The 19864-nt window shown below is 37.9% G+C and carries 17 protein-coding genes; 9 read left to right on the top strand and 8 right to left on the bottom strand.

The window, feature by feature from the left end:
• Positions 1–86: 86 nt before the first annotated feature.
• From EA365_08290 to EA365_08280, 3 genes are all read right to left on the bottom strand, one after another.
• On the bottom strand, positions 87–1454 hold the full coding sequence (locus EA365_08290; GenBank protein ID TVQ45425.1) for a hypothetical protein: 1368 nt from the start codon (positions 1452–1454) through the stop codon (positions 87–89).
• A gap of 135 nt (positions 1455–1589) precedes the next feature.
• Positions 1590–1826 (bottom strand): DUF4278 domain-containing protein, encoded by a 237-nt coding sequence (locus EA365_08285; GenBank protein TVQ45424.1) that lies wholly within the window; start codon positions 1824–1826, stop codon positions 1590–1592.
• A 181-nt stretch (positions 1827–2007) separates the two neighbouring features.
• Complete coding sequence (locus EA365_08280) at positions 2008–3438, bottom strand: FAD-dependent monooxygenase (protein ID TVQ45423.1); 1431 nt, start codon at positions 3436–3438, stop codon at positions 2008–2010.
• Between the two features lie 261 nt (positions 3439–3699).
• Between EA365_08280 and EA365_08275 the strand changes: the two genes are divergently transcribed.
• A complete protein-coding gene (locus EA365_08275) occupies positions 3700–7137 on the top strand; it encodes a hypothetical protein (GenBank protein ID TVQ45422.1) in 3438 nt (1145 codons plus the stop codon).
• A 1-nt stretch (position 7138) separates the two neighbouring features.
• Here the strand turns inward: EA365_08275 and folP are convergent, their stop codons facing one another.
• Positions 7139–7978: a dihydropteroate synthase gene (folP, locus tag EA365_08270; protein ID TVQ45421.1), complete on the bottom strand. Its 840-nt coding sequence runs from the start codon at positions 7976–7978 to the stop codon at positions 7139–7141.
• Between the two features lie 46 nt (positions 7979–8024).
• Between folP and EA365_08265 the strand changes: the two genes are divergently transcribed.
• From EA365_08265 to EA365_08255, 3 genes are all read left to right on the top strand, one after another.
• Positions 8025–8231 carry a glycogen debranching protein gene (locus EA365_08265; protein TVQ45420.1) on the top strand — a complete coding sequence of 69 codons (207 nt, stop codon included), beginning with the start codon at positions 8025–8027 and terminating at the stop codon, positions 8229–8231.
• A 10-nt stretch (positions 8232–8241) separates the two neighbouring features.
• A protein-coding gene (gene prfB, locus EA365_08260) for a peptide chain release factor 2 (GenBank protein ID TVQ45419.1) occupies positions 8242–9340 on the top strand; the annotation gives its coding sequence in 2 pieces (ribosomal slippage) (positions 8242–8313 and positions 8315–9340; 1098 coding nt in all).
• A 35-nt stretch (positions 9341–9375) separates the two neighbouring features.
• Positions 9376–11100 (top strand): flavin oxidoreductase, encoded by a 1725-nt coding sequence (locus EA365_08255; protein TVQ45418.1) that lies wholly within the window; start codon positions 9376–9378, stop codon positions 11098–11100.
• Here the strand turns inward: EA365_08255 and EA365_08250 are convergent, their stop codons facing one another.
• Entirely contained in the window at positions 11101–11742 is a 642-nt protein-coding gene (locus tag EA365_08250) for an ATP-dependent protease (GenBank protein TVQ45417.1), read from the bottom strand.
• A 78-nt stretch (positions 11743–11820) separates the two neighbouring features.
• Here EA365_08250 and EA365_08245 point away from each other — a divergent pair, with 78 nt between their 5' ends.
• Genes EA365_08245 through EA365_08235 form a run of 3 tightly spaced genes read left to right on the top strand, consistent with a single transcriptional unit; the run spans position 11821 to position 15128 of the window.
• Positions 11821–12858, top strand: a complete 1038-nt coding sequence (locus tag EA365_08245) for a hypothetical protein (GenBank protein TVQ45416.1) — start codon at positions 11821–11823, stop codon at positions 12856–12858.
• A 3-nt stretch (positions 12859–12861) separates the two neighbouring features.
• A complete protein-coding gene (locus tag EA365_08240; GenBank protein ID TVQ45415.1) occupies positions 12862–13776 on the top strand; it encodes an o-succinylbenzoate synthase in 915 nt (304 codons plus the stop codon).
• Complete coding sequence (locus EA365_08235; GenBank protein ID TVQ45414.1) at positions 13758–15128, top strand: 2-succinylbenzoate--CoA ligase; 1371 nt, start codon at positions 13758–13760, stop codon at positions 15126–15128. The genes EA365_08240 and EA365_08235 overlap by 19 nt, the downstream gene beginning before the upstream one ends.
• Here the strand turns inward: EA365_08235 and EA365_08230 are convergent.
• Positions 15103–15876, bottom strand: a complete 774-nt coding sequence (locus EA365_08230; GenBank protein TVQ45413.1) for a hypothetical protein — start codon at positions 15874–15876, stop codon at positions 15103–15105. The two genes, EA365_08235 and EA365_08230, sit on opposite strands and share 26 nt — an antisense overlap.
• A 495-nt stretch (positions 15877–16371) precedes the next feature.
• Here EA365_08230 and EA365_08225 point away from each other — a divergent pair, with 495 nt between their 5' ends.
• Both EA365_08225 and hisA read left to right on the top strand, forming a co-directional pair.
• Positions 16372–17562 carry a nuclease gene (locus tag EA365_08225; protein TVQ45412.1) on the top strand — a complete coding sequence of 397 codons (1191 nt, stop codon included), beginning with the start codon at positions 16372–16374 and terminating at the stop codon, positions 17560–17562.
• A gap of 51 nt (positions 17563–17613) precedes the next feature.
• A complete protein-coding gene (gene hisA, locus EA365_08220; protein ID TVQ45411.1) occupies positions 17614–18381 on the top strand; it encodes a 1-(5-phosphoribosyl)-5-[(5-phosphoribosylamino)methylideneamino]imidazole-4-carboxamide isomerase in 768 nt (255 codons plus the stop codon).
• Here the strand turns inward: hisA and EA365_08215 are convergent.
• Together EA365_08215 and EA365_08210 are read right to left on the bottom strand one after the other, a co-directional pair.
• Positions 18368–19051: an NC domain-containing protein gene (locus EA365_08215; protein TVQ45410.1), complete on the bottom strand. Its 684-nt coding sequence runs from the start codon at positions 19049–19051 to the stop codon at positions 18368–18370. The genes hisA and EA365_08215 overlap by 14 nt on opposite strands.
• On the bottom strand, positions 19042–19635 hold the full coding sequence (locus EA365_08210) for a rhomboid family intramembrane serine protease (protein TVQ45409.1): 594 nt from the start codon (positions 19633–19635) through the stop codon (positions 19042–19044). Before EA365_08210 ends, EA365_08215 begins: the two co-directional genes overlap by 10 nt.
• Positions 19636–19864 lie beyond the last annotated feature (229 nt).

Raw genomic sequence — 19864 nt, 5'->3', positions numbered from 1 at the left:
TACTTTAGTTGAAGCAATTGAATTAGAGCAAGTTACCTCACTGAACCTTTGAATCCCCATCCCTTTAGGGTGGGGAGTGTCAAAACCTATTCAAGCGATCTGGAGAAATATTGTCGATACAGTTCACAACTAGGAACTACTAAATTACCTCGTAAAATTACTAATCCCATACTATGTAATTGAAAAGCCAATAATTGCTCTAATTGAACAGGATTAGAAGAATGTACAACCGAAGAATAAGCATCTCTAAGAGAAGAATTTTCTTGTAAAGACTGTAGCAATCGATGTAGATGATGATGATAAACTCCAGCATCCGTTGCTGAGGTACTGAGTAACTGTTCTCTACTCAGAGATTGAGAAGCAAGATAATAAAAAGCCTTTTGAGTTAAATAAGGATGTCCTGCGATAAAACCCATCAACTCTTCTAATTCTGATGGAGACAAACTCAAACCATAACGTTGTGCTAAATCTTCAACCTGTGTAACCGAAAAAGGATGTAACTCAATAGCTAAACCCACATTAAAAGGAGACTTATTAATATCAAGGGGTATATAAACTTCCGTAGAATGAACAATAATCAAACGCAAATTTTGCCACAGAGGATTACCACTCTCACCATAAGCGGCTTCTTCATACCATGATCTTAACAGAGTAAAGAAATCATCAGCTATTTCTGGATGTAAAAAAACCTCATCTACTTGATCTAAAGCTAAAATCAAAACACCATCTAACTCCGATAAGACACAATCTTCTAAATAGGCTGTACAATTACTCTTACTCCCAAATACATCACTCCAATAATCATCAACAGCAGTAGATAAACGAAGTTTACGAGCAATAGAAGCACAAAACCAGCGTAAAAACCTATCTAAATCTGTAAAAACGCTTTTATCTGCTCGTTGTAAACTTAAAGGTATCAGAGTAATCTGATTTTCAGAACACCTTTGTTGAGCCTGATGTAGAATTCTAATCATTAAAGAAGTTTTGCCCATCTGAGTAGGTGCTTTAAGGCGAATCAAAGCACCAGGACGCATAATTTCTTCATAACAAAGAGATTCAACAGGATAACGTTCTATATACCAGGGAGAATCTAAAGGAATAACACCAGTAACCGATTCAGTAATAACAGGATTAGTAGTCACAGAATCATTGGGAGAATTAATTTGACTCGCTTTTTGAATTAAAACTGCGATTATATTATTTTTATTAACCTTTTCTCCCAAACTCTTAGAAAGAATTTTCCACAATTTTGGTCCTACATCATGCTTAATATATTCTGGAGCATAACCCACACTTTCAGCTATCTCATCATAACTTTGACCCAACCATGTACCTTGTAAAACGCTTACTTCAATATTTTTGAGATGTCTAGCTGTTTGTCTAAAAACTGCATTATTAACGATTTCTAAAGCAATTTCAAAGGAAATGGGTAATTCTGGGTAGCTTTTATTCATTGATTCTCAACCTAACAAGTCCCTAAATTTTATTTTAGTGTCTCGTTAGGAAATTATAGCGCTGTATATGAAAACTCCTCACCCATTTAAGGTAAGGAGCGGATTGATTAACATAATTTCAAGTCACTTATTTAATTAAGCAATAACAGAATTATGAGGAAAAGTGATGATCTTTTCAGAATGGATATAACTATCAACAACTTGATAAGAAATTCCTCGATATTTTAAAACAACATTGGGTTTACTAATAGTGGGCATTCCTCCATTAACACTATAATTTACTCCTCTATATTTAAGATTAATTTGTTGGTGATATCCGACTAGAGAAACAGGAAATTTTTGATATTGACAACCGCGATAAGATAAGTTCATGATTTTTATTCCTTTGAATTTTTTCTAGTTATTATTGTTATATAATTTTTCTACAAAAGAGTCGATATATAAAAGTTAAGTAATTATTTGAATCGAGAAACTTAACTTATCTATACTTGAATCTTGAATCAAGCTTATAAAAGTTTTTAAGGATAAAATTTCCAAAATGTCAGAGCGAGTGTTATGTAATACTATAATATAACCCAATTAAAAGGAGCAATAATCCCACAGTTAACCTAAAAGTTGTTTGATTACTTTTAGCCAAAATTTCTGCATAAGAGAGTTGATGATTTTGAATCAACAAGAAAGAATGGGGATTAAATAGAAAAGGGAATAAACGATTTAACAGAAAACGTCCAAAAAAATTAACACTCCACAACTTTTGACGCAATGGCGCTTGATTATATTGCCAAGGATAACAAATTTGTACCAAACGAATTAAAGCCTTAACATCATTTTCCCGTAAACTTTGATATTGGGGTAAAGCTGACCATAAGTTGTCTTTAGTTTGTGCTAATACCTCATCGAATAGATATACATCTTCTAAAGCAGAATTAACACCCTGACCGATATCTGGAGGGAAACAATGGACAGCATCTCCAAAGAGAATAACACCTGTACCTAAGTTTTCTTCAGGTTTACCAATAATTTGAGATAATCCTGAACAATATTGAGGAGGGGGAAAAACTCCACCAGAACTAGATAAAAATATTTCTAAATCTGAGTTAGAGATAATTTTTGTTAATGGTAAATGAGGAAAAGCTTCTTGCAAGAATTGCCAAAGTTGCGATGTAGTTTTTAACCCCCAAATTTCGTGATCTTGATAAGTGATAATATTAGCACTGCGAGGTTGATTTTGATTTTTTAAGGGTAAAATTCCTAAAGAAAAAGCCTTACGACGTCCAGTAAAATTTGCTCGAATAGCATAAGCCATAGTTGACTCAGCTAAATCTCCTGGAGTATCTGACAGAGGAAAATTAGGAGGTAGAGTAAGAACCTTATATTTTAAACCACTACTAGCAGAAGGAAATTTTTGCATAACAAAACGTTCAGATTTTCCTTGTTCTTTTTGGTTAAGAAATTGACGAACAACCGAGTTGAAACCATCACAACCCACCAACAAAGTAGGAATAAAACTAAATTCTTGTTCCTGTGAAGATTGAGCAATAATTTCTAATCCCTGTTGATGTTCTTTAATTTCTTGACATTCAGTAGCAAATAAAACACGGATAGAATCTGACCAGTTTTGGACAATTTCCTCATAAAATAACTGTATTAAACTTTGTCTAGGTAACCAATAAGCCGTTTTTCGATTAGGATCAACAATCGGAACTTTTCTAGTTTTGCGGTTACCATTTTTGGAAATTAACGTAAAATAAAACTCAGTATTAGGAACACTCTGACTAGCTAATTGAGAAGTTAAGCCCAATAAGTCCGTTAATTTTTGTCCGCGACCATCAATTTGATAACTATAAGATTTATCAGGTTCATAGTAATCTAGAGTAGCACGTTTTTCTAAAACAGTAATATTTTGCCATCCCCTTTTAGCCAAGGCGATCGCCGTAGCTAAACCCGCCGGACCTCCTCCGATAATAACGACTGAAGATTTCATCTATTTTTTTCAAGCAACAGCATTAACAAAATCAATCGTCCCATCATTTGTGCCAATAAAACCATCAAGAAAACCATCCCCATTAATATCAGCTTTCTTTTTTCTGCTTGATCAACTATTCAATTTATATACGCTTTCTCTACAAAGGTCGATATAGAAAAATTAGTGACTTAGTTTTCCTGATTTACTTAACTTTTCTGTATGGACTAAGTAAGAAATATCTTGTATAAATCAAGATAGCCGCTGTTTATTCTAACCCTTATGTATAATTTGACTTCACCCTATCAATACCAAGTCGGTGGTGGACTCCCCGTAGGTGCACCTAGTTACGTCATTCGTAAAGCTGATGAAGAAGTTTATCAAGCCCTCAAAGCTGGTGAACTTTGTTATGTTCTCAATGCACGTCAGGTAGGAAAGTCCAGTTTAAGGGTGAGAGTAATACAAAAGTTACAATCCGAAGGTTACGTCTGTATAAGCGTGGATCTCTCTGGTATTGGTAATCGTGACAGTACTCCTCCTCAATGGTACGCAGATATTATTATGCGTATTATTAGAGGGCTAAAATTAGCAAAAGAAATTAATCTACGTCAATGGTTAGCAAAACGTCAAAATCTCTCCCCGATCAATTGTTTAGGAGAATTATTACAAGATGTTTTACCCGAAAAAATTACTCAACCAATCATTATTTTCTTTGACGAAATTGATAGTGTCTTAAGTCTTCCTTTTAATACAGATGACTTTTTTGCGTTGTTACGTTCTTGTCATGAATATCAACATCTAACCTTTACTCTCTTGGGGGTTGCTACTCCAACTGATTTGATTGCTGATAAAACTCGCACTCCTTTTAATGTTGGTCGCGCTATTCACTTACAAGGATTTGAGCTAGAAGAAGTACAACCTTTGATAATGGGAGTACAAGAAAAAGTCAAACAACCTCGTTGGGTGATGCAAGAAATTTTACATTGGACCAGAGGACAACCTTTTCTAACTCAAAAACTCTGTAAAATGATAGTTTCTCACTCAGAAATTGGTCTAGATACCTTAAAGGTAGCAGAAATAGTCCAAAATAGTATAATTGATAATTGGGTAGCCCAAGATGAACCCCCCCATTTAAGAACTATTCGCGATCGCCTTTTAAACAACGAACATCGCGCTAGTCGATTATTAGGACTCTATCGACAGATTTTACTAGAAGATAGTGTCATAGCTGATGATTCTGCCGAACAAATCGAATTATTATTATCAGGATTAGTTGTTAAACAAGAAGGTTATTTACGTCCTTATAATCCTATTTATACAGAAGTTTTTAATTTAAATTGGGTAGAAAAACAAATTAATCAATTACGTCCTTACGCTTCCTTACTCAAAGCTTGGGTAGCCTCTAACTATGAAGATGAGGCTTATTTATTAAAAGGACAAGACCTAATCAACGCTCAAATATGGGCTAAAGATAAAAACTTAAGCAACGAAGATTATCGTTACCTAGCGGCTAGTCAAGAAAGAGAAAAAAAAGAGGTACATAGCCATTTAATTATTACTCAAAAAGCCAACCAAATTCTCAGCAAAGCCGAAAAAAAAGGGAAAAAAATTATTCATTTTGGGTTATTAATTGCTTTAAGTTTATTAGGAACAGCAGGATGGTTAGCCATACAAACTTCTAGACAAAAAAGACAAGTAGCTTTTGGGGAAATTAAAGCCATGACCTTAGCTTCTGAGGCATCTTTTGAGTCTCAATATAACCTAGATGCACTCTTACAAAGTCTGCAAGCCGGGAGAAAACTACAGTCTATGGGTTGGGAAAATACAGATTTAAGCGTACAGGTAGAAAAAACCTTACTACAATCTCTTTATTGGGTAAGAGAAGGTAACCGTTTAGAAGGTCATAAAGATGTAGTCACTAGAGTTAAATTTAGTCCCGATGGTCAAACCTTAACTAGCGCTAGTTGGGATAAAACCGTTAGAATTTGGCGACCTGATGGAACTTTACTCCATACTATCACAGGTCATAACGATGCGGTCTGGAGCGTTAATTACAGTTTAGATGGTAAATACCTAGTTAGCGCGGGTAGGGATAAAACCGCTAGAATTTGGCGTGTTGAAGATGGACAAGAAATAGTTACCCTAGATGTTGGGGATTGGGTAGCTTGTGTAGGTTTTAGTAAAAATGGTCAGATAGTGGTTACTATAGGTTGGAATGGGATAATAAAGTTATGGAATATACAGGGTGAACTGTTACAATCCTTTCCTACTCATCAAGAACCCGTTGTGGCTATTTCTGTAAGTCCTAAAGATAATTTAATCGCTACCGCTAGTCGTGATGGGACAGCCAAAATTTGGAACTTTCAGGGTGAAGAAATAGCTAGTTTAGAAGGACATACAGATTGGTTAATGTACGTCAATTTTAGTCCTGATGGTCAAAGTTTAGTTACCAGTAGTAAAGATAAAACCGCTAAACTCTGGAATCTTCAAGGAGAAGAATTAGCTACTTTTAGAGGACATACAGATACAGTAGCTAGTGTCGTCTTTTGTCGAGATGGTCAGATCATTGCTACAGCAAGTTTTGATCACACCGTTCGTTTGTGGAATACTCAAGGTCAATTACTAGAAATATTCCAAGGTCATACCCAAGGGGTTTTAGGAGTTAATTTTAATAATTATGGTAATCTTCTCGCTAGTAGTGGAGAAGATGGGACAGTACGTCTGTGGAATGTGTCTGATACCACCCTAAAAACTCCTCATCGAGAGCGTTTTTTTCTAGGAGATACAGCTACTGCTTATCTTAGTCTGAGTCCTGATGGTCGTTTGTTGGCAACAGCAGGAAATTACAATATGGGTCAGTTATGGGATTTACAGGGGAATTCTCTAGCTGTTTTCAATGATCATGGTGATAACCTCAGAAGCATTAATTTTAGTCGAGATAATCAATTAGTAGTCACCGCTAGTAGAGATCAAACCGCTAAAGTCTGGAATACTCAAGGAGAACTATTAGTTAGCTTAGAAGGACATCAAGGAGACGTCAGAGACGCTCATTTTAGTCATGATAGTCAACGAATTGTGACAGCTAGTTGGGATACCACTGCTATAATTTGGGATTTACAAGGACAACCTAGAGTGACTTTACGAGGACATCAGGGTAGTCTCAGAAGCGTTAGTTTTAGTGAAGATGATCAATATTTAGTTACAGCTAGTGATGATACCACCGCTAAAGTCTGGAATAGTCAAGGAGAACTATTAGTTACCTTAAAAGGTCATCAAGATAGTGTTTTGAAAGCTATTTTTAGTCCTGATGGTCAAACCATTGCTACGGTAAGTAAAGATAAAACTATCAAATTATGGAATTTAACGGGAGAAGAGTTAATTACTTTACGAGGTCATCAAGGAGAAGTCAATACCGTCAGTTTTCATCCCCAAGGTCAAATCATAGCTACCGGTAGTGAAGATGGAACTATTAAATTATGGAATCTTCAAGGAAAGATTTTACAAACTCTAGGTGGTCATAATTCAGGAATCAATACTGTTAATTTTACTCCAGATGGTTTGAAATTAGTTTCTGCTGAAGCTTCAGGTGAAGTTATTGTCTGGGATTTAATCTTAGATGCTGATCCAGAAACAATGTTAAAACAAGGTTGTCAATGGGTAGCTGATTATTTACAAACCAATCAGAAGTTATCCCCACAAGAGCGAGCACTCTGTAAGTAAACTAGTTACGATATATAGCATCAAAAACAGTACAAACCTCACTCATTTCCCTAACATCGTGGACTCGGAGAAGATCAGCACCACCTGCGATCGCCAGACAACAAGCAGCAGCTGTCCCCCACACCCTATCTTTAGGATCACTTTTCCCGAGAATTTGACCGATAAAGCTTTTACGAGATGGTCCTACTAAGATAGGAGTTTCTAAGTACTTAAATTCCTCTAAATTGCCTAAAATTTGGCGATTTTGGTCATAATTTTTGGCAAAACCAATACCAGGGTCAATAATCAAATGCGATCGCTTAATACCCATAGCCACAGCAGTATTGATTCTAGCTGCTAAAAAAGCCTTTATTTCTGTGATTAAATCATCATATTGGGTTAATTGCTGCATAGTTTGAGGAGTACCCCGACTGTGCATTAAAATAAGGGGAACACCTAGATTAGCCACTACTGTAAACATTTCAGGATCTATTGTTCCACCTGAGATATCGTTGATTAAATCAGCCCCTGCGGCGATCGCCGCCGAAGCTACTTGAGATCTAGTGGTATCCACAGAAATAGGAATATCTAATCTTGAGCGCAATTCTTTAACTACAGGAATAACTCGTTCAAGTTCTGTTGCTAAAGGGATAATTTCAGCCCCAGGACGAGTGGATTGACCACCAATATCGAGGAGATCAGCACCTGAATTGACCAGTTTTTCAGCTTGTGCAATAGCCTTAGAGAGGTTATTAAATTCGCCACCATCACTAAAACTATCGGGAGTAACGTTAAGTATCCCCATCAGATAGGTTTTGCTTCCCCAGTTAAAGGAATGATTTCTAATAGTTAAACTAGACAAAGAGAAAGAGTATAATAAGAATCCGTAGTTATTATAGCAGACACTCATGGCTATTTGGATAAACGAACAAATTGATCCCAGCGGCATAATATATGCCTGTATTGCATCACCTGATGAAGAATTAGCCAAGTCTTGTCACCAATCCTGGCAAGAGAGTTTAAGTCCCGAACAAAAACAACAGGGTTGGTCTGCTAATTTACGTACTGTAGAATCTTGGGACGAAGTACCTGTAAACGCCTTAAAACTAAACTAGGAATGATAATATGGAGATATCAGAACTAAAAAGAGAAATCGATTCCACCAACGCGCGCCTGGGGAAAACCCAGGACTATCTTTGACCTGAATACTTTAACAGCCAAAATCAAAGATTTAGAATATACCGCCTCTGAACCAGAATTTTGGGATAATCCCGACACAGCCCAAATGGTTTTAAGTGAGTTAAATGAGCTGAAAAATACCCTCAAAGAATACCAAAAATGGCAAAATCAGTTAGAAGATACCCAAGCGATCGTCGAACTCTTAGAGGTAGAAACCGATAACAGTTTATTAGAAGAAGCCACAACCACTCTGACAACCCTCAATCAGGAATTAGACCGCTGGGAATTAGAACAACTTCTTTGTGGTACTTATGACGCTAAAGGGGCGGTATTAACCATTAATGCTGGTGCAGGAGGTACAGACGCTCAGGATTGGGCAGAAATGTTATTGCGAATGTACACCCGTTGGGCACAAAAACAGGGATACAAAGTACAATTAGCCGAATTATCAGAGGGAGACGAAGCGGGGATTAAATCAGCTACCCTGGAAATCGAAGGGCGTTACGCTTTTGGTTATCTCAAAGGTGAAAAAGGAACTCATCGACTAGTTAGAATTTCTCCTTTTAACGCTAATGGTAAACGTCAAACCAGTTTTGCAGGGGTAGAAGTCATGCCGGCTTTAGGTTTAGACGCGGTTAATGTAGATATACCTGACAAGGATCTAGAAATAACCACTACTCGTTCCGGTGGTAAAGGAGGACAAAATGTTAATAAGGTAGAAACAGCTGTACGTATCCTTCATATCCCTACAGGAATAGCCGTACGTTGTACCCAAGAACGTTCTCAACTACAAAATAAAGACAAAGCCCTCGCTTTACTCAAGGCTAAGTTATTAATCATCGCTCAAGAACAACGCGCACAGGCGATCGCCGAAATCAGAGGGGATATGGTAGAAGCAGCTTGGGGTAATCAAATCCGTAACTATGTTTTTCATCCCTACCAGATGGTTAAAGACTTGCGTACAAACGTAGAAACTACCGCAGTAACTGACGTTTTAGATGGTGATTTAGAACAATTTGTCGAAGCTTATTTACGTAGTTTATAAGTTAAAATGAACCAAAGAGGGTTTTTGAGGAAAACATGAATAAAGCAGCTAAAGACGTTCAAGTATTACCAATTGCCCAAAATACTAGGGTATTAAGATCGCGCACTTGGACTAGATTAAAATTTGAAATAGAATATGGTCTGCAAAAAGGTACAACCGCCAATAGTTATCTAATTGAGAGCGATCGCACTATTTTATTAGATCCTCCAGGAGAGTCTTTTGGTGATATTTTCCTCAAAAATCTCCAACAGCGAATAGACCTGAAAACCATAGACTACGTTATTTTAGGTCACGTCAACGCTAATCGTGGTTATACCCTCAAAGCTTTACTAGCATTAGCCCCCCAAATTACCTGTGTCTGTACCAATCCCGCGGCGATCGTCCTCGGGGAAATCTTTAACGAAAACCTTCCTAACCTCAAAATTATTAAAGGAGAAGAAAGTCTAGACATCGGTCAAGGTCATCAATTAGAATTAATCCCTATACCCTTACCTCGTTGGCCCGACGCACTCGCTACCTACGATCCTCAAACCCAAATCCTCTATACCGATAAATTATTTGGTGCTCATGTTTGTGGAGATCAAGTTTTTGATGAAGGTTGGAGGGTTTATGAACAAGATAGACGCTATTATTTTGACTGTTTAATGGCCCCTTGTGCTAAACAAGTAAGTACTGCTATCCATAAATTAGGGGAAAAAAACCCTAAAATCTACGCTACAGGTCATGGACCATTGGTACGCTATGGGTTGCAAGAATTAAACCAATCTTATCAACAATGGCTAGAACAGGAAAAAACTCAAGCATTAAGCGTAGCTCTAATTTATGCCTCAGCTTATGGTAATACAGCAACCCTAGCTCAAGCGATCGCCCGTGGAATCAGTAAAGCAGGAGTTAGGGTAGAATCCATCAACGCCGAAATTGCCGACGGAGAAACCATTAAAACCGCAGTCGTAGCAGCAGATGGCTTTATTTTTGGTTCTCCTACTCTCGGTGGTCATGCTCCAACCCAAATACAAACAGCATTAGGGATAACTCTAGCCAACGCTGACTCTAAGAAACTAGCGGGAGTTTTTGGCTCTTATGGTTGGAGTGGAGAGGCGATCGACTTTTTGGAGAGTAAGTTACGGGATGGGGGTTATAGTTTTGGTTTTGAACCAATCAGAGTTAAATTTACTCCTACAGAAGTAGTGTTAAAAACTTGTGAAGAAGCGGGGACAGATTTTGCTCAAGGGTTGAAAAAGGCTAAAAAAGCTCAAACCCCACGTCCTTCGGTTTTAGGTGCTACAGCTAATTACACAGACCAAGCTTTAGGGCGAATCGTTGGCTCTCTTTGTATCGTTACTACCCAACAGGGAGAACTTAAAAGCGCTATGCTCGCTTCTTGGGTATCTCAAGCTACCTTTACTCCTCCAGGTATCACCGTGGCTGTAGCTAAAGAAAGAGCAATAGAATCTCTGTTATATCAGGATAGCAAGTTTGTCCTCAATATTCTCGCTGAGGGTAAGCATTTAAAACTAATGAAACATTTTCTCAAACCCTTCGCACCGGGAGAAGATCGCTTTATAGGAGTAGAAACCACCACAGCTAATAATGGTTGTCCGATTTTGAGTGATGCTTTAGCTTATCTAGAATGTAGAGTAGTTAACCGTATGGAATGTGGCGATCACTGGTTAATTTACGCGATCGCCGAAGTGGGTGAACTCCTCCAATCTACTGGTATAACCGCAGTGCATCACCGTAAATCAGGAAATCATTATTAGTTATTGAAAAGCGTCTTTGAGAGCAGTCCGAGCAGCTAAATGATTACGAGTAGAGGTCAGAATTTCCCCTTCTCTATCTAGTCTGGCTGCAGTGTCGCGCATTTCTAAGAGCATTTGTTGTTCTGAAGCTACATCATAGAGATTACTAGCAATCCAGTAAGATAACTCCATAGGAAGTTCAGGTAAATCATCGGGTAATTCTATCTTCTGATCGGTTAACTTAGCAGATAAATGTACCACATCTGTTAATAAACTTTTGACCTCTTGAGCTTTTGGGTTAAGATCCTCATTAGTGGGCTGATCCTCAAACCATTCCACTAAACCCACTAAATAGGGTTTCTCCCGCACAAATTCTAGGACTCGAAAACGAGATTGTCCAAGGGTAAGTATTTTCAGGCGATCGTCAGGTAAACGCTGAAAATGGATAATTTCCGCACAACAACCAATTTGTGCTACCTTACCCTCTACAGGATCAACCATGAGTACCCCAAAACGACTATCGGTTTCCAAGATAGTGTTCATCATGATTCTATAGCGGAATTCAAAAATATGCAGTGGGAGAGGACGTCCTGGAAATAACACTACCTTGGGTAAAGGAAATAAAGGAAGTTCTCTAACGGCGATTGAAGAAGGAGATTCCATGAAACTATAATCTTAAGTTGATAGCTATCTGTCTCTACTTTAACTAATTTTTACACTTATGTTGTTTTTAGCAAAATTATGACCACAATTTCTCCTAATCCCGACGATTTAATCGCAGCTTTGACTAGTACAACTGATTTAAACTTTGAATTACCAGATCCAGAAGATGAAACCATCGCTGAAAGTGAGTTTCAAACCCAGTTAGAGCAAATTTGGCAAGTTTGCGAACGTTTTGATTTACAGACAGATATCTGGAGAGGTAGAATTCTCAGAGTAATACGCGATCGCGAAAAAAAAGGGGGAGATGGTCGAGGTACAGGTTTTATCAACTGGTTAAAAAACCGCGAAATCACCAAAAGTCAAGCTTATGGGCTGATTCAATTGGCTAATAGCGCTGATACTTTACTCGCAGAAGGGAAATTAGACCCAAATAGTATTAATAATTTTAGTAAGCGCGCTTTTGTAGAAACGGCTAAATCAGCACCTGAAATACAACAATTAGTTAGTGAAGCAGCGCAACAGGGAGAAAAAATCACCCGTAGGGAAGTACAACAACTTGCTGATCAATGGACGAGTTTAAATTCAGAACTTTTACCCTCAGAAATTAAGGAAAAAGCCAGTGATGGTTCTTTACCTCCCCGTCATCTCGTTCCTTTGGTGAGGGAAATGGAGAAATTACCCGATCTCCACCTCAAAGAAATTCAACAAGAAGTAGCCACTAATCCTGATTTAGATACGGTAAAACAAGTTACTTCTCAAGCGCGTAATTTAGCCAAGTACCTAGATTTAGCAGGTCAAGTACAGACTCTCAATAGTGCTTCTTGTGATTTAGAATTAGCTTTAGAAGAAGCTTTACGTCTTGATGTCTTGTCAAATACTTCTGAATTAGTCAAACAAGCGAGTCAGTTAGAACAAAATGTAGCTAAACTTTATACCACCTGGAAAAGACTCAGAAGTGTCGCCGATCGCCTTTATGTGGAAACAGGTGCGAGTAATCCTCATTTACGTTCCATGTTAACTTCTCTAGAAACTCTCACAGGGGAATTGATTCAGATTAACTTAGATGAAAACGGCGATCGCTCAATTCGTCTGCAGATTTTTGACGATAATGACTAATTCATGGAGATATTGTTTAGTTTTATTACCTATCAACGTCCATTTCTTACTCCCTTGGTGACACATTATGGGACTTGGAAAGTTAGAGAAGGTATAATTATCTACTTAGTTGACCAAGAAGGTAGAGTAGGAAAGGGTGAAATTGCTCCTTTACCTTGGTTTGGTTCAGAATCTTTAGCACAAGCACTGTTATTTTGTCAAGAGTTAAACCAAGAAAAATTTAGAGAAAGTACCCTTAATCAGATTCCCTCTGGGTTAACCGCTTGTCAGTTTGGTTTTACAACCGCTTGGGAGGATTTGCATTCTCCCTCTACTGTTTTGGAAGATTCCCTCAATTATAGTTATCTACTTCCTCATGGTGAAAAAGCTATCTCTATCTGTCAACAAGAAAGACAAAAGGGGAGAACAACTTTTAAATGGAAAATTGCGATACAACCCCTAGAAACAGAATTGCAGATTTTTAGTCAACTGGTGTCTGTGTTAAAAGGGGCTAAATTAAGGTTAGACGCTAATGGGGGGTTAAATTACCAAGAAGCGATCGCCTGGTTAAAGATAGCAGATAAAACTGGTGTGGTGGAATTCCTCGAACAACCCCTACCCCCAAGAGAATTTAGCACTATGCTAGACTTGAGTCAAAAATCTAACACAGCGATCGCCCTAGACGAATCCGTGGCTACTTTAACAGAATTAGAAACTTGTTATCAGCAAGGTTGGCGAGGGGTTTATGTGGTTAAACCTGCGATCGCGGGTTCGCCCCAAAAATTAAAACAACTGTGTCAAAAATATCAACTTGATATCGTCTTTTCTTCAGTCTTTGAGACAGAAATCGGAAGACAAGGGATACTTAAACTAGCTAGAGAATTAAACTTAACTCGTCCCCTCGGTTTTAGCGTTAATCAATGGTTCAAAGAAAATTAGCACAACAAATAACCAACAACTGGTTAGTTAACTATGATAATCAAAAATTTTATAACCAAGTACAAGGGTTTATTAACCTCTTGCAATCCACTTGGCAAAAATCAACCCCCCCTAAAATACTTTTAGCTGAGGATAATCCCTATTTATTTTTAGCCTTATTTTTAGCCTGTGTCATCCTAGACTATCCCGTTTTCCTGGCTAATCCTTCCTGGAGTGTATCGGAATGGCAACAGGTGTGCCAACTTATACAACCATCATTACTTTGGGATACCCATAAACAGCAATTTATCTTCTCTGATTTCTCAGAAATACCCTCTAATCACTTTTCGGGAAAAATTATGATCCCAACAGGAGGAAGTTCTGGTCAAATTCGCTTTGCTATGCACAATTGGGAGACTCTAACCGCATCAATTCAGGGTTTTAGTCAATATTTTGCGCAAAAAACCATCAATTCCTGTTGTTTGTTGCCACTATATCACGTCAGTGGTTTAATGCAGTGTTTGCGTTCATTAGTAACAGGAGGAAAACTGCTGATTTTTCCTTACTCAGACTTAAAAAATGATCACATACCCTCATTTTCTCCTCAAGACTATTTTCTATCTCTAGTCCCTACTCAATTACAATTTTTATTAGCCTCAAATCCTCTGTGGTTATCTCAATTTAAAACTATTTTACTCGGTGGTGCACCTAGTTGGACAAGCCTACTTAATCAAGCTAGACAGGAGGGAATCCCCTTAGCTTTAACCTATGGGATGACAGAGACAGCAGCTTTGATAGTTGCTCTTAAACCTGAACAATTTCTCCAGGGGAATGATACCATGGGTCAAGTTCTTCCTCATGCTCAGGTTGAGATCTTAACTGAACAAGGAGAAATTCTCGATTATGGACAAACTGGCATAATTGGGATTAAAGCATCTTCTCTCTGTTTAGGCTATTATCCCGATACTTTTAGTCAAGATGTCCTTTTTTGGAGTAATGATTTAGGTAGTTTGAATGCTGAAGGTTATTTAACCATACTTGGGCGTAGAAATCGCCTGATTATTACCGGGGGTGAGAAAGTTTGTGCAGAAGAAGTGGAAAAAGTAATTAAAGATACTGGATTAGTGGATGATGTCTGTGTTGTCGGTTTACCCCATTCCTATTGGGGAGAAGTTGTCGTCGCGGTTTATGTCTCTTTTACCTCTAACCCGACAGATCAAGCTATAACCGAGAAAATGAGCGGAAAATTGAGTAAGTTTAAACTTCCTAAACACTGGTTACAGATAGACAAGATACCTCGTAATAGTCAGGGAAAAATTAATTATCTGCAAGTTCAACAATGGGTAGTTACACAGCTAGGGGTTGTTTATTGAAGAGGGAAGACTTGCGGAATTTAGCGTAAGAAGTAGGTTGGGGATGGAATCTGGACATAAAGTTAGTCTGAATGCCAATACTGTTAAGGTAGAATAGGTAAGAATTCATACTCTCTACGGTTTGAGCATCGGTATAGTCTAAATAGTATAAACTCGGTTGTTCCCCATCTTGCCAATAATTATCTTGGGGTACGTCTCCTTGGATTTCTTTTACTTCGGGATTAGGATAAAGGGGAAGATGGAGATGTTTGATTAAAATGCGATTTAAGGCTTTACGCTGAACCGATACTCCTAATGTTCTACCTATAGACCTCACTAACAAATATTTAGAGAACACCAATAACATCAAAATGGGTTGTCTTAACTCGTTAGGAACATCCTGACTAATTGACAACCCCGATATCTCAAAAACCTCATCATTACTTACTTCTGCGCAACATCCCCAGTGTTGTGTTCCGAAAAATTTCTCACTCTTGATAAGTTTGTCTTCTTTTTTGAGTTCTATATTTAAATTACCTACTACTTTTCCTTTGTTGATGATCACAATACCATAATCGTTATCATCGATCAGTCTATCAGTTCCCCAAACCTGATGATAAACTTCATCCGCAAGTAATCGCCCTTTTTTGTAAAAGATGTCATTATGATTTACCAAATGCACATCTATCTTAGTCTGAAATTCAGTCTCTGTTCTATCTTTTGTCCAGATAGCCAGTTTTTCCATGAGTGCGTTAGAAATGTTTAGCATTTGTTTAATCCTCGATTAACTCGTACTTGTTACCTTGTTAAATTGATAGTTGGTCTTGGTATTGTTTGATACAAATTTATCTTTTTTCAAGGTTTTCTAGGCTTTTCGTTGTGATTAATAATCAGTAATTTTAACGATGAACAACCTAGGGTTATACAGAAATTAGTTAACTTTTCTGATGTTTTTGGGCTACAGATAGGAATGTTTTTTCAGCTTTTTGCCTTATTATATATAGGTTTTGAGCTTTGTTAAGAACTGCATCTGTAGCCATCTTTTTCAGAAAAATAACAGACTTATACGAATATATGAGGAATAATCGCAATTGTCAAGACATTTTAAGCTTAGATAAAATATTCTTATTGCTGTTTTTTAGGGATAATTGAAGAGTCGCTTTTCTAGCTTAGGGTTTGAGGGATGTTTAATCGGTTATCCCTGATATTATCAAAACGAATCAATTTATTGCTATCATAATTATATTCGTAGAGTACTCAGTTTATGCTTGATTTGGTTAAATTAGCTAAACAATTACCCGGTATGAGTGAGCAGATGAAGCAAGAAGCCCTAGCTTCCGCTAAAAGGCTGCAAAAAGCCCTAGAATTATTAAATGAGGCTCAAAACAATCTAGCACAGTTATTGGAAAAACAGCAACAATGGAGCGATCGCCTGATTTTTCCCGCAGCCACTCCCATTGAATCTCTAGATACACCCATTACTATCCCTAAACCTCCTACCAGTCATAGTGTGTTTGCTACCGATGGTTCACAAATAGCCCCATCTCATCACGAAATAGCCTATTGTTATCTGATTAATATCGGTTTGATTATGCTTCACTATGGGCAAAATCTTCACCCTCTTTTAGAGAGTATTCCAGAAATATATTATAAGCCAGAAGATTTATACATCGCTAAACAATGGGGAATTCGTACCGAAGAATGGATGAGTTATAAACGCACCATAGCAGAAGCAAAAGCACTCGCTACCACCGCTTGTGATTGGGTTAAACCACCTGGTGCACATTATGAACCAAATTTAGCTTTAGTAGATGGTTCACTGATTTACTGGTTTTTAGAAACTTTACCCACAGAAGCTAAAAATCTCATTCTTCCGGAAATTTTCGCCTCTTGGGCAGCTTTACGAGCAGAAAATATCCCTTTAATAGGTTATATTAGCGCTTCAAGGAGTAGAGAAAGTCTGAGTTTTTTACGTTTACAAGCTTGTCCTTACCCTGAAAGCGATTGTCAACGATATTGCGCTAATCTCGATAAAACCCCTTGTCATGTCACAGAGTCTCTCAGAGATACCACTGTTTGGGGTTATCTTTTACAACCAGGAGAAAGAAGTCCACTCTGGCGTAGTAATATCAGGATTTTAAATGACTATAATCAGATTGATCGTGTCTATTTTTGTTATCTCAACGTAGGTACAGAGATAGCTAGGTTAGATATACCAGCTTGGGTGGTGGAAAATCCACCCTTACTCGAACAATCCCTGAGTATCATTCTCGCACAAGTGTATAAAGGTGATGGTTATCCTATTTCTCTAGCTGAAGCACATAATCAAGCGGTAGTTAAAGGAGGCGATCGCTATCGCTTTTTTGCACTTTTAGAAAAAGAAATGATTAGCGCAGGTTTAAAAAATGTCAGTATCTCTTATAAGGAAACTAGTAAACGGGGAAGTATTGCTTAATTTTTAAGCTTTTTTGCTATACTGAGATAATCTCAAGGCGACTAAATTACTATGGAAGTTATCCCCGCTATCGATATATTAGATGGAAATTGCGTCAGATTGTACCAAGGAGACTATCAACAAGCACAGATTTATAATTCTGATCCTGTAGTAGTTGCTCAAGAATGGGCGCAAAAAGGAGCTAGTCTCGTACATCTGGTGGATTTAGATGGAGCTAAACAGGGTAAACCAGTTAATTTAGAGGTAATTAAAGCCATTATCGCAGCAGTAGATATCCCTGTACAAGTAGGGGGAGGTTTACGCGATCGCCAAAGTTTACAAGAGTTATTTGCTTTAGGTGTAGCTAGAGTAATTGTGGGGACGATCGCCGTAGAAAACACCAAAGAAGTACAAAACTGGTGTCAAGACTTTCCAGGAAAGGTAATTATTGGTATTGACGCTAGAGACGGTAAAGTAGCTACCAAAGGTTGGTTAGAAACCTCAAGGATCACAGCAACATCTTTAGCTCAACAATTTCCTAACACTGCAGCTATTATCTATACCGATATTCAACGAGATGGTACACTTACAGGACCTAATTTGACCGCACTGAGGGAATTAGCCCAAGTCGTAGATGTACCGATTATCGCTTCTGGAGGGGTTAGCTCTCTGACAGATTTATTAAGTTTATTATCTTTAGAATCATTAGGAGTAACAGGAGTAATACTGGGACGGGCTCTTTATACGGGAGCGGTTGATTTAACCGAAGCGATTCGCGCTATTGGTAATGGGCGTTGGCAAGATGTACCCCCTGAAGGGAATTTCTCTACTTTTGCTTAGGAGCATTTTTGAGTAGGTTTTCGGTCATTTTTGCTAATTCAGCTAATTGCTTTTCTAAATCTTGTGCTTGACTTTGATAAGATAATTTACGTTGCAATGCTGCTTTAGCTAAGTCTTCGCGATTACGTCGTAAAGCTTCTTGAGCGACTTTTTGCCAACTATCCCTTTCTTGTAAAGCTTGTTGATATTGGGGTTGAATCTTATCCCAAACTGTTCTAATATCTCCTAAAGCTTTATTAATCATATTTTGAGCGTTAGCAGAATCTGTTTGTTTAAAAGCGTTGAACAGAGGATTAGTTAACTCATCTACATTCAGGCGAGAAATTATGGGTGTAAAATCCCGCACTTGTTTACTATCACTAATCCCTGTTTTACACCAAGTAGCAAAATGTTCACAATTGTTAAACAAGAGGTTATATTTTTGCTCTCCTAAACGACTTTTCGCTCTTTCTACGACTATTTCGGGAATAAAACAAAAACCATCGAGATATTCTCTAAGGTAAACTTGATTACCCCGAGCAAAAGTTACTAAAGAAGTTTGCTCAATTATCTCTGATGGTTTACGATAATGAATTACTGTCCCATCACCACAGTCAATCCCATGATGTTGATAGACTCCTTCGAGATTTAATAACTCACGATAAACGTAAATTTGTTCACCTAAACCCATTTATCAGTATTGTCCTTTTTGCCGTTTTGAGAAATTACACGGGCTGAGAATACCCCCCCTAGAAACCCGAATAAATGACCTTGCCAAGAAATATGGGGAACACCAGGTAATATACCCCAAATCATGTGACCATAGAGTAGAAATGTGACTACAGCTAGGGCGATCGAAGCTGGATTACCCTGGAATAAACCACGGGATAATAAAAAGCCTAAATAGCCGAAAATTAAAATACTAGCGCCAATATGTACCGAATTAGGCGCACCAAAAAACCAAATACCTAAACCTCCAATTAGCGTTGCTAAGATAGTAACTAGCCAAAAATCCCTAATTCTCTGCAGCATTACTAACCAACCCAGAATCAGAAAAGGGATGGTATTGGCGATTAAATGACCTAACCCTCCATGTAAAAATGGCGCTAAAGGAATCCCCCATAACCCACTAATACGAGTTGGTCTAATCCCGAAGCGATCTAAATTACCGCCAAAAATCACGATATCGACAATCTCTAAAATCCAAAATACCGCAACAAAGCTAATCAGAATAGTCAATTGTTGCTTGATTTTATTTTTAGTTTTGTGAACCATTGTTGTCACTTTTAAAACTCAATAAACATATTATAACCTTATATCAAGTTGTTATCCACCCGAAGGAATCCCGAAGAGATAAGCACTCACGGTGTGGAAGATTTATTTAACGTTATTATAGTTTGTCTAAATTTATAACCAGAAACCAAGCCAAGCCCAAAGATTAGACAATCAACATCTTCAAACCTGGGATCCTGAGGAATAGCTTCGTTATCTCCACATCTGGCTA

Source organism: Gloeocapsa sp. DLM2.Bin57 (assembly GCA_007693955.1).
In the GTDB taxonomy this organism is placed as follows: domain Bacteria; phylum Cyanobacteriota; class Cyanobacteriia; order Cyanobacteriales; family Gloeocapsaceae; genus Gloeocapsa.
The sequence above is the reverse complement of the archived record's forward strand: the minus strand, read 5'-3'. Positions and strand labels throughout refer to the sequence as shown.

Bases quoted from the DNA above. Each gene is read 5' to 3' on its own strand.
- EA365_08280 (TVQ45423.1), bottom strand. From the start codon at position 3,438: ATGAAATCTTCAGTCGTTATTATCGGAGGAGGTCCGGCGGGTTTAGCT.
- EA365_08230 (TVQ45413.1), bottom strand. From the start codon at position 15,876: ATGCTAAACATTTCTAACGCACTCATGGAAAAACTGGCTATCTGGACA.
- EA365_08255 (TVQ45418.1), top strand. From the start codon at position 9,376: ATGAATAAAGCAGCTAAAGACGTTCAAGTATTACCAATTGCCCAAAAT.
- EA365_08235 (TVQ45414.1), top strand. From the start codon at position 13,758: ATGGTTCAAAGAAAATTAGCACAACAAATAACCAACAACTGGTTAGTT.
- EA365_08215 (TVQ45410.1), bottom strand. From the start codon at position 19,051: ATGGGTTTAGGTGAACAAATTTACGTTTATCGTGAGTTATTAAATCTC.
- EA365_08240 (TVQ45415.1), top strand. From the start codon at position 12,862: ATGGAGATATTGTTTAGTTTTATTACCTATCAACGTCCATTTCTTACT.
- EA365_08250 (TVQ45417.1), bottom strand. From the start codon at position 11,742: ATGGAATCTCCTTCTTCAATCGCCGTTAGAGAACTTCCTTTATTTCCT.
- EA365_08245 (TVQ45416.1), top strand. From the start codon at position 11,821: ATGACCACAATTTCTCCTAATCCCGACGATTTAATCGCAGCTTTGACT.
- EA365_08225 (TVQ45412.1), top strand. From the start codon at position 16,372: ATGCTTGATTTGGTTAAATTAGCTAAACAATTACCCGGTATGAGTGAG.
- EA365_08210 (TVQ45409.1), bottom strand. From the start codon at position 19,635: ATGGTTCACAAAACTAAAAATAAAATCAAGCAACAATTGACTATTCTG.
- hisA (TVQ45411.1), top strand. From the start codon at position 17,614: ATGGAAGTTATCCCCGCTATCGATATATTAGATGGAAATTGCGTCAGA.
- EA365_08285 (TVQ45424.1), bottom strand. From the start codon at position 1,826: ATGAACTTATCTTATCGCGGTTGTCAATATCAAAAATTTCCTGTTTCT.
- EA365_08265 (TVQ45420.1), top strand. From the start codon at position 8,025: ATGGCTATTTGGATAAACGAACAAATTGATCCCAGCGGCATAATATAT.
- EA365_08275 (TVQ45422.1), top strand. From the start codon at position 3,700: ATGTATAATTTGACTTCACCCTATCAATACCAAGTCGGTGGTGGACTC.
- EA365_08290 (TVQ45425.1), bottom strand. From the start codon at position 1,454: ATGAATAAAAGCTACCCAGAATTACCCATTTCCTTTGAAATTGCTTTA.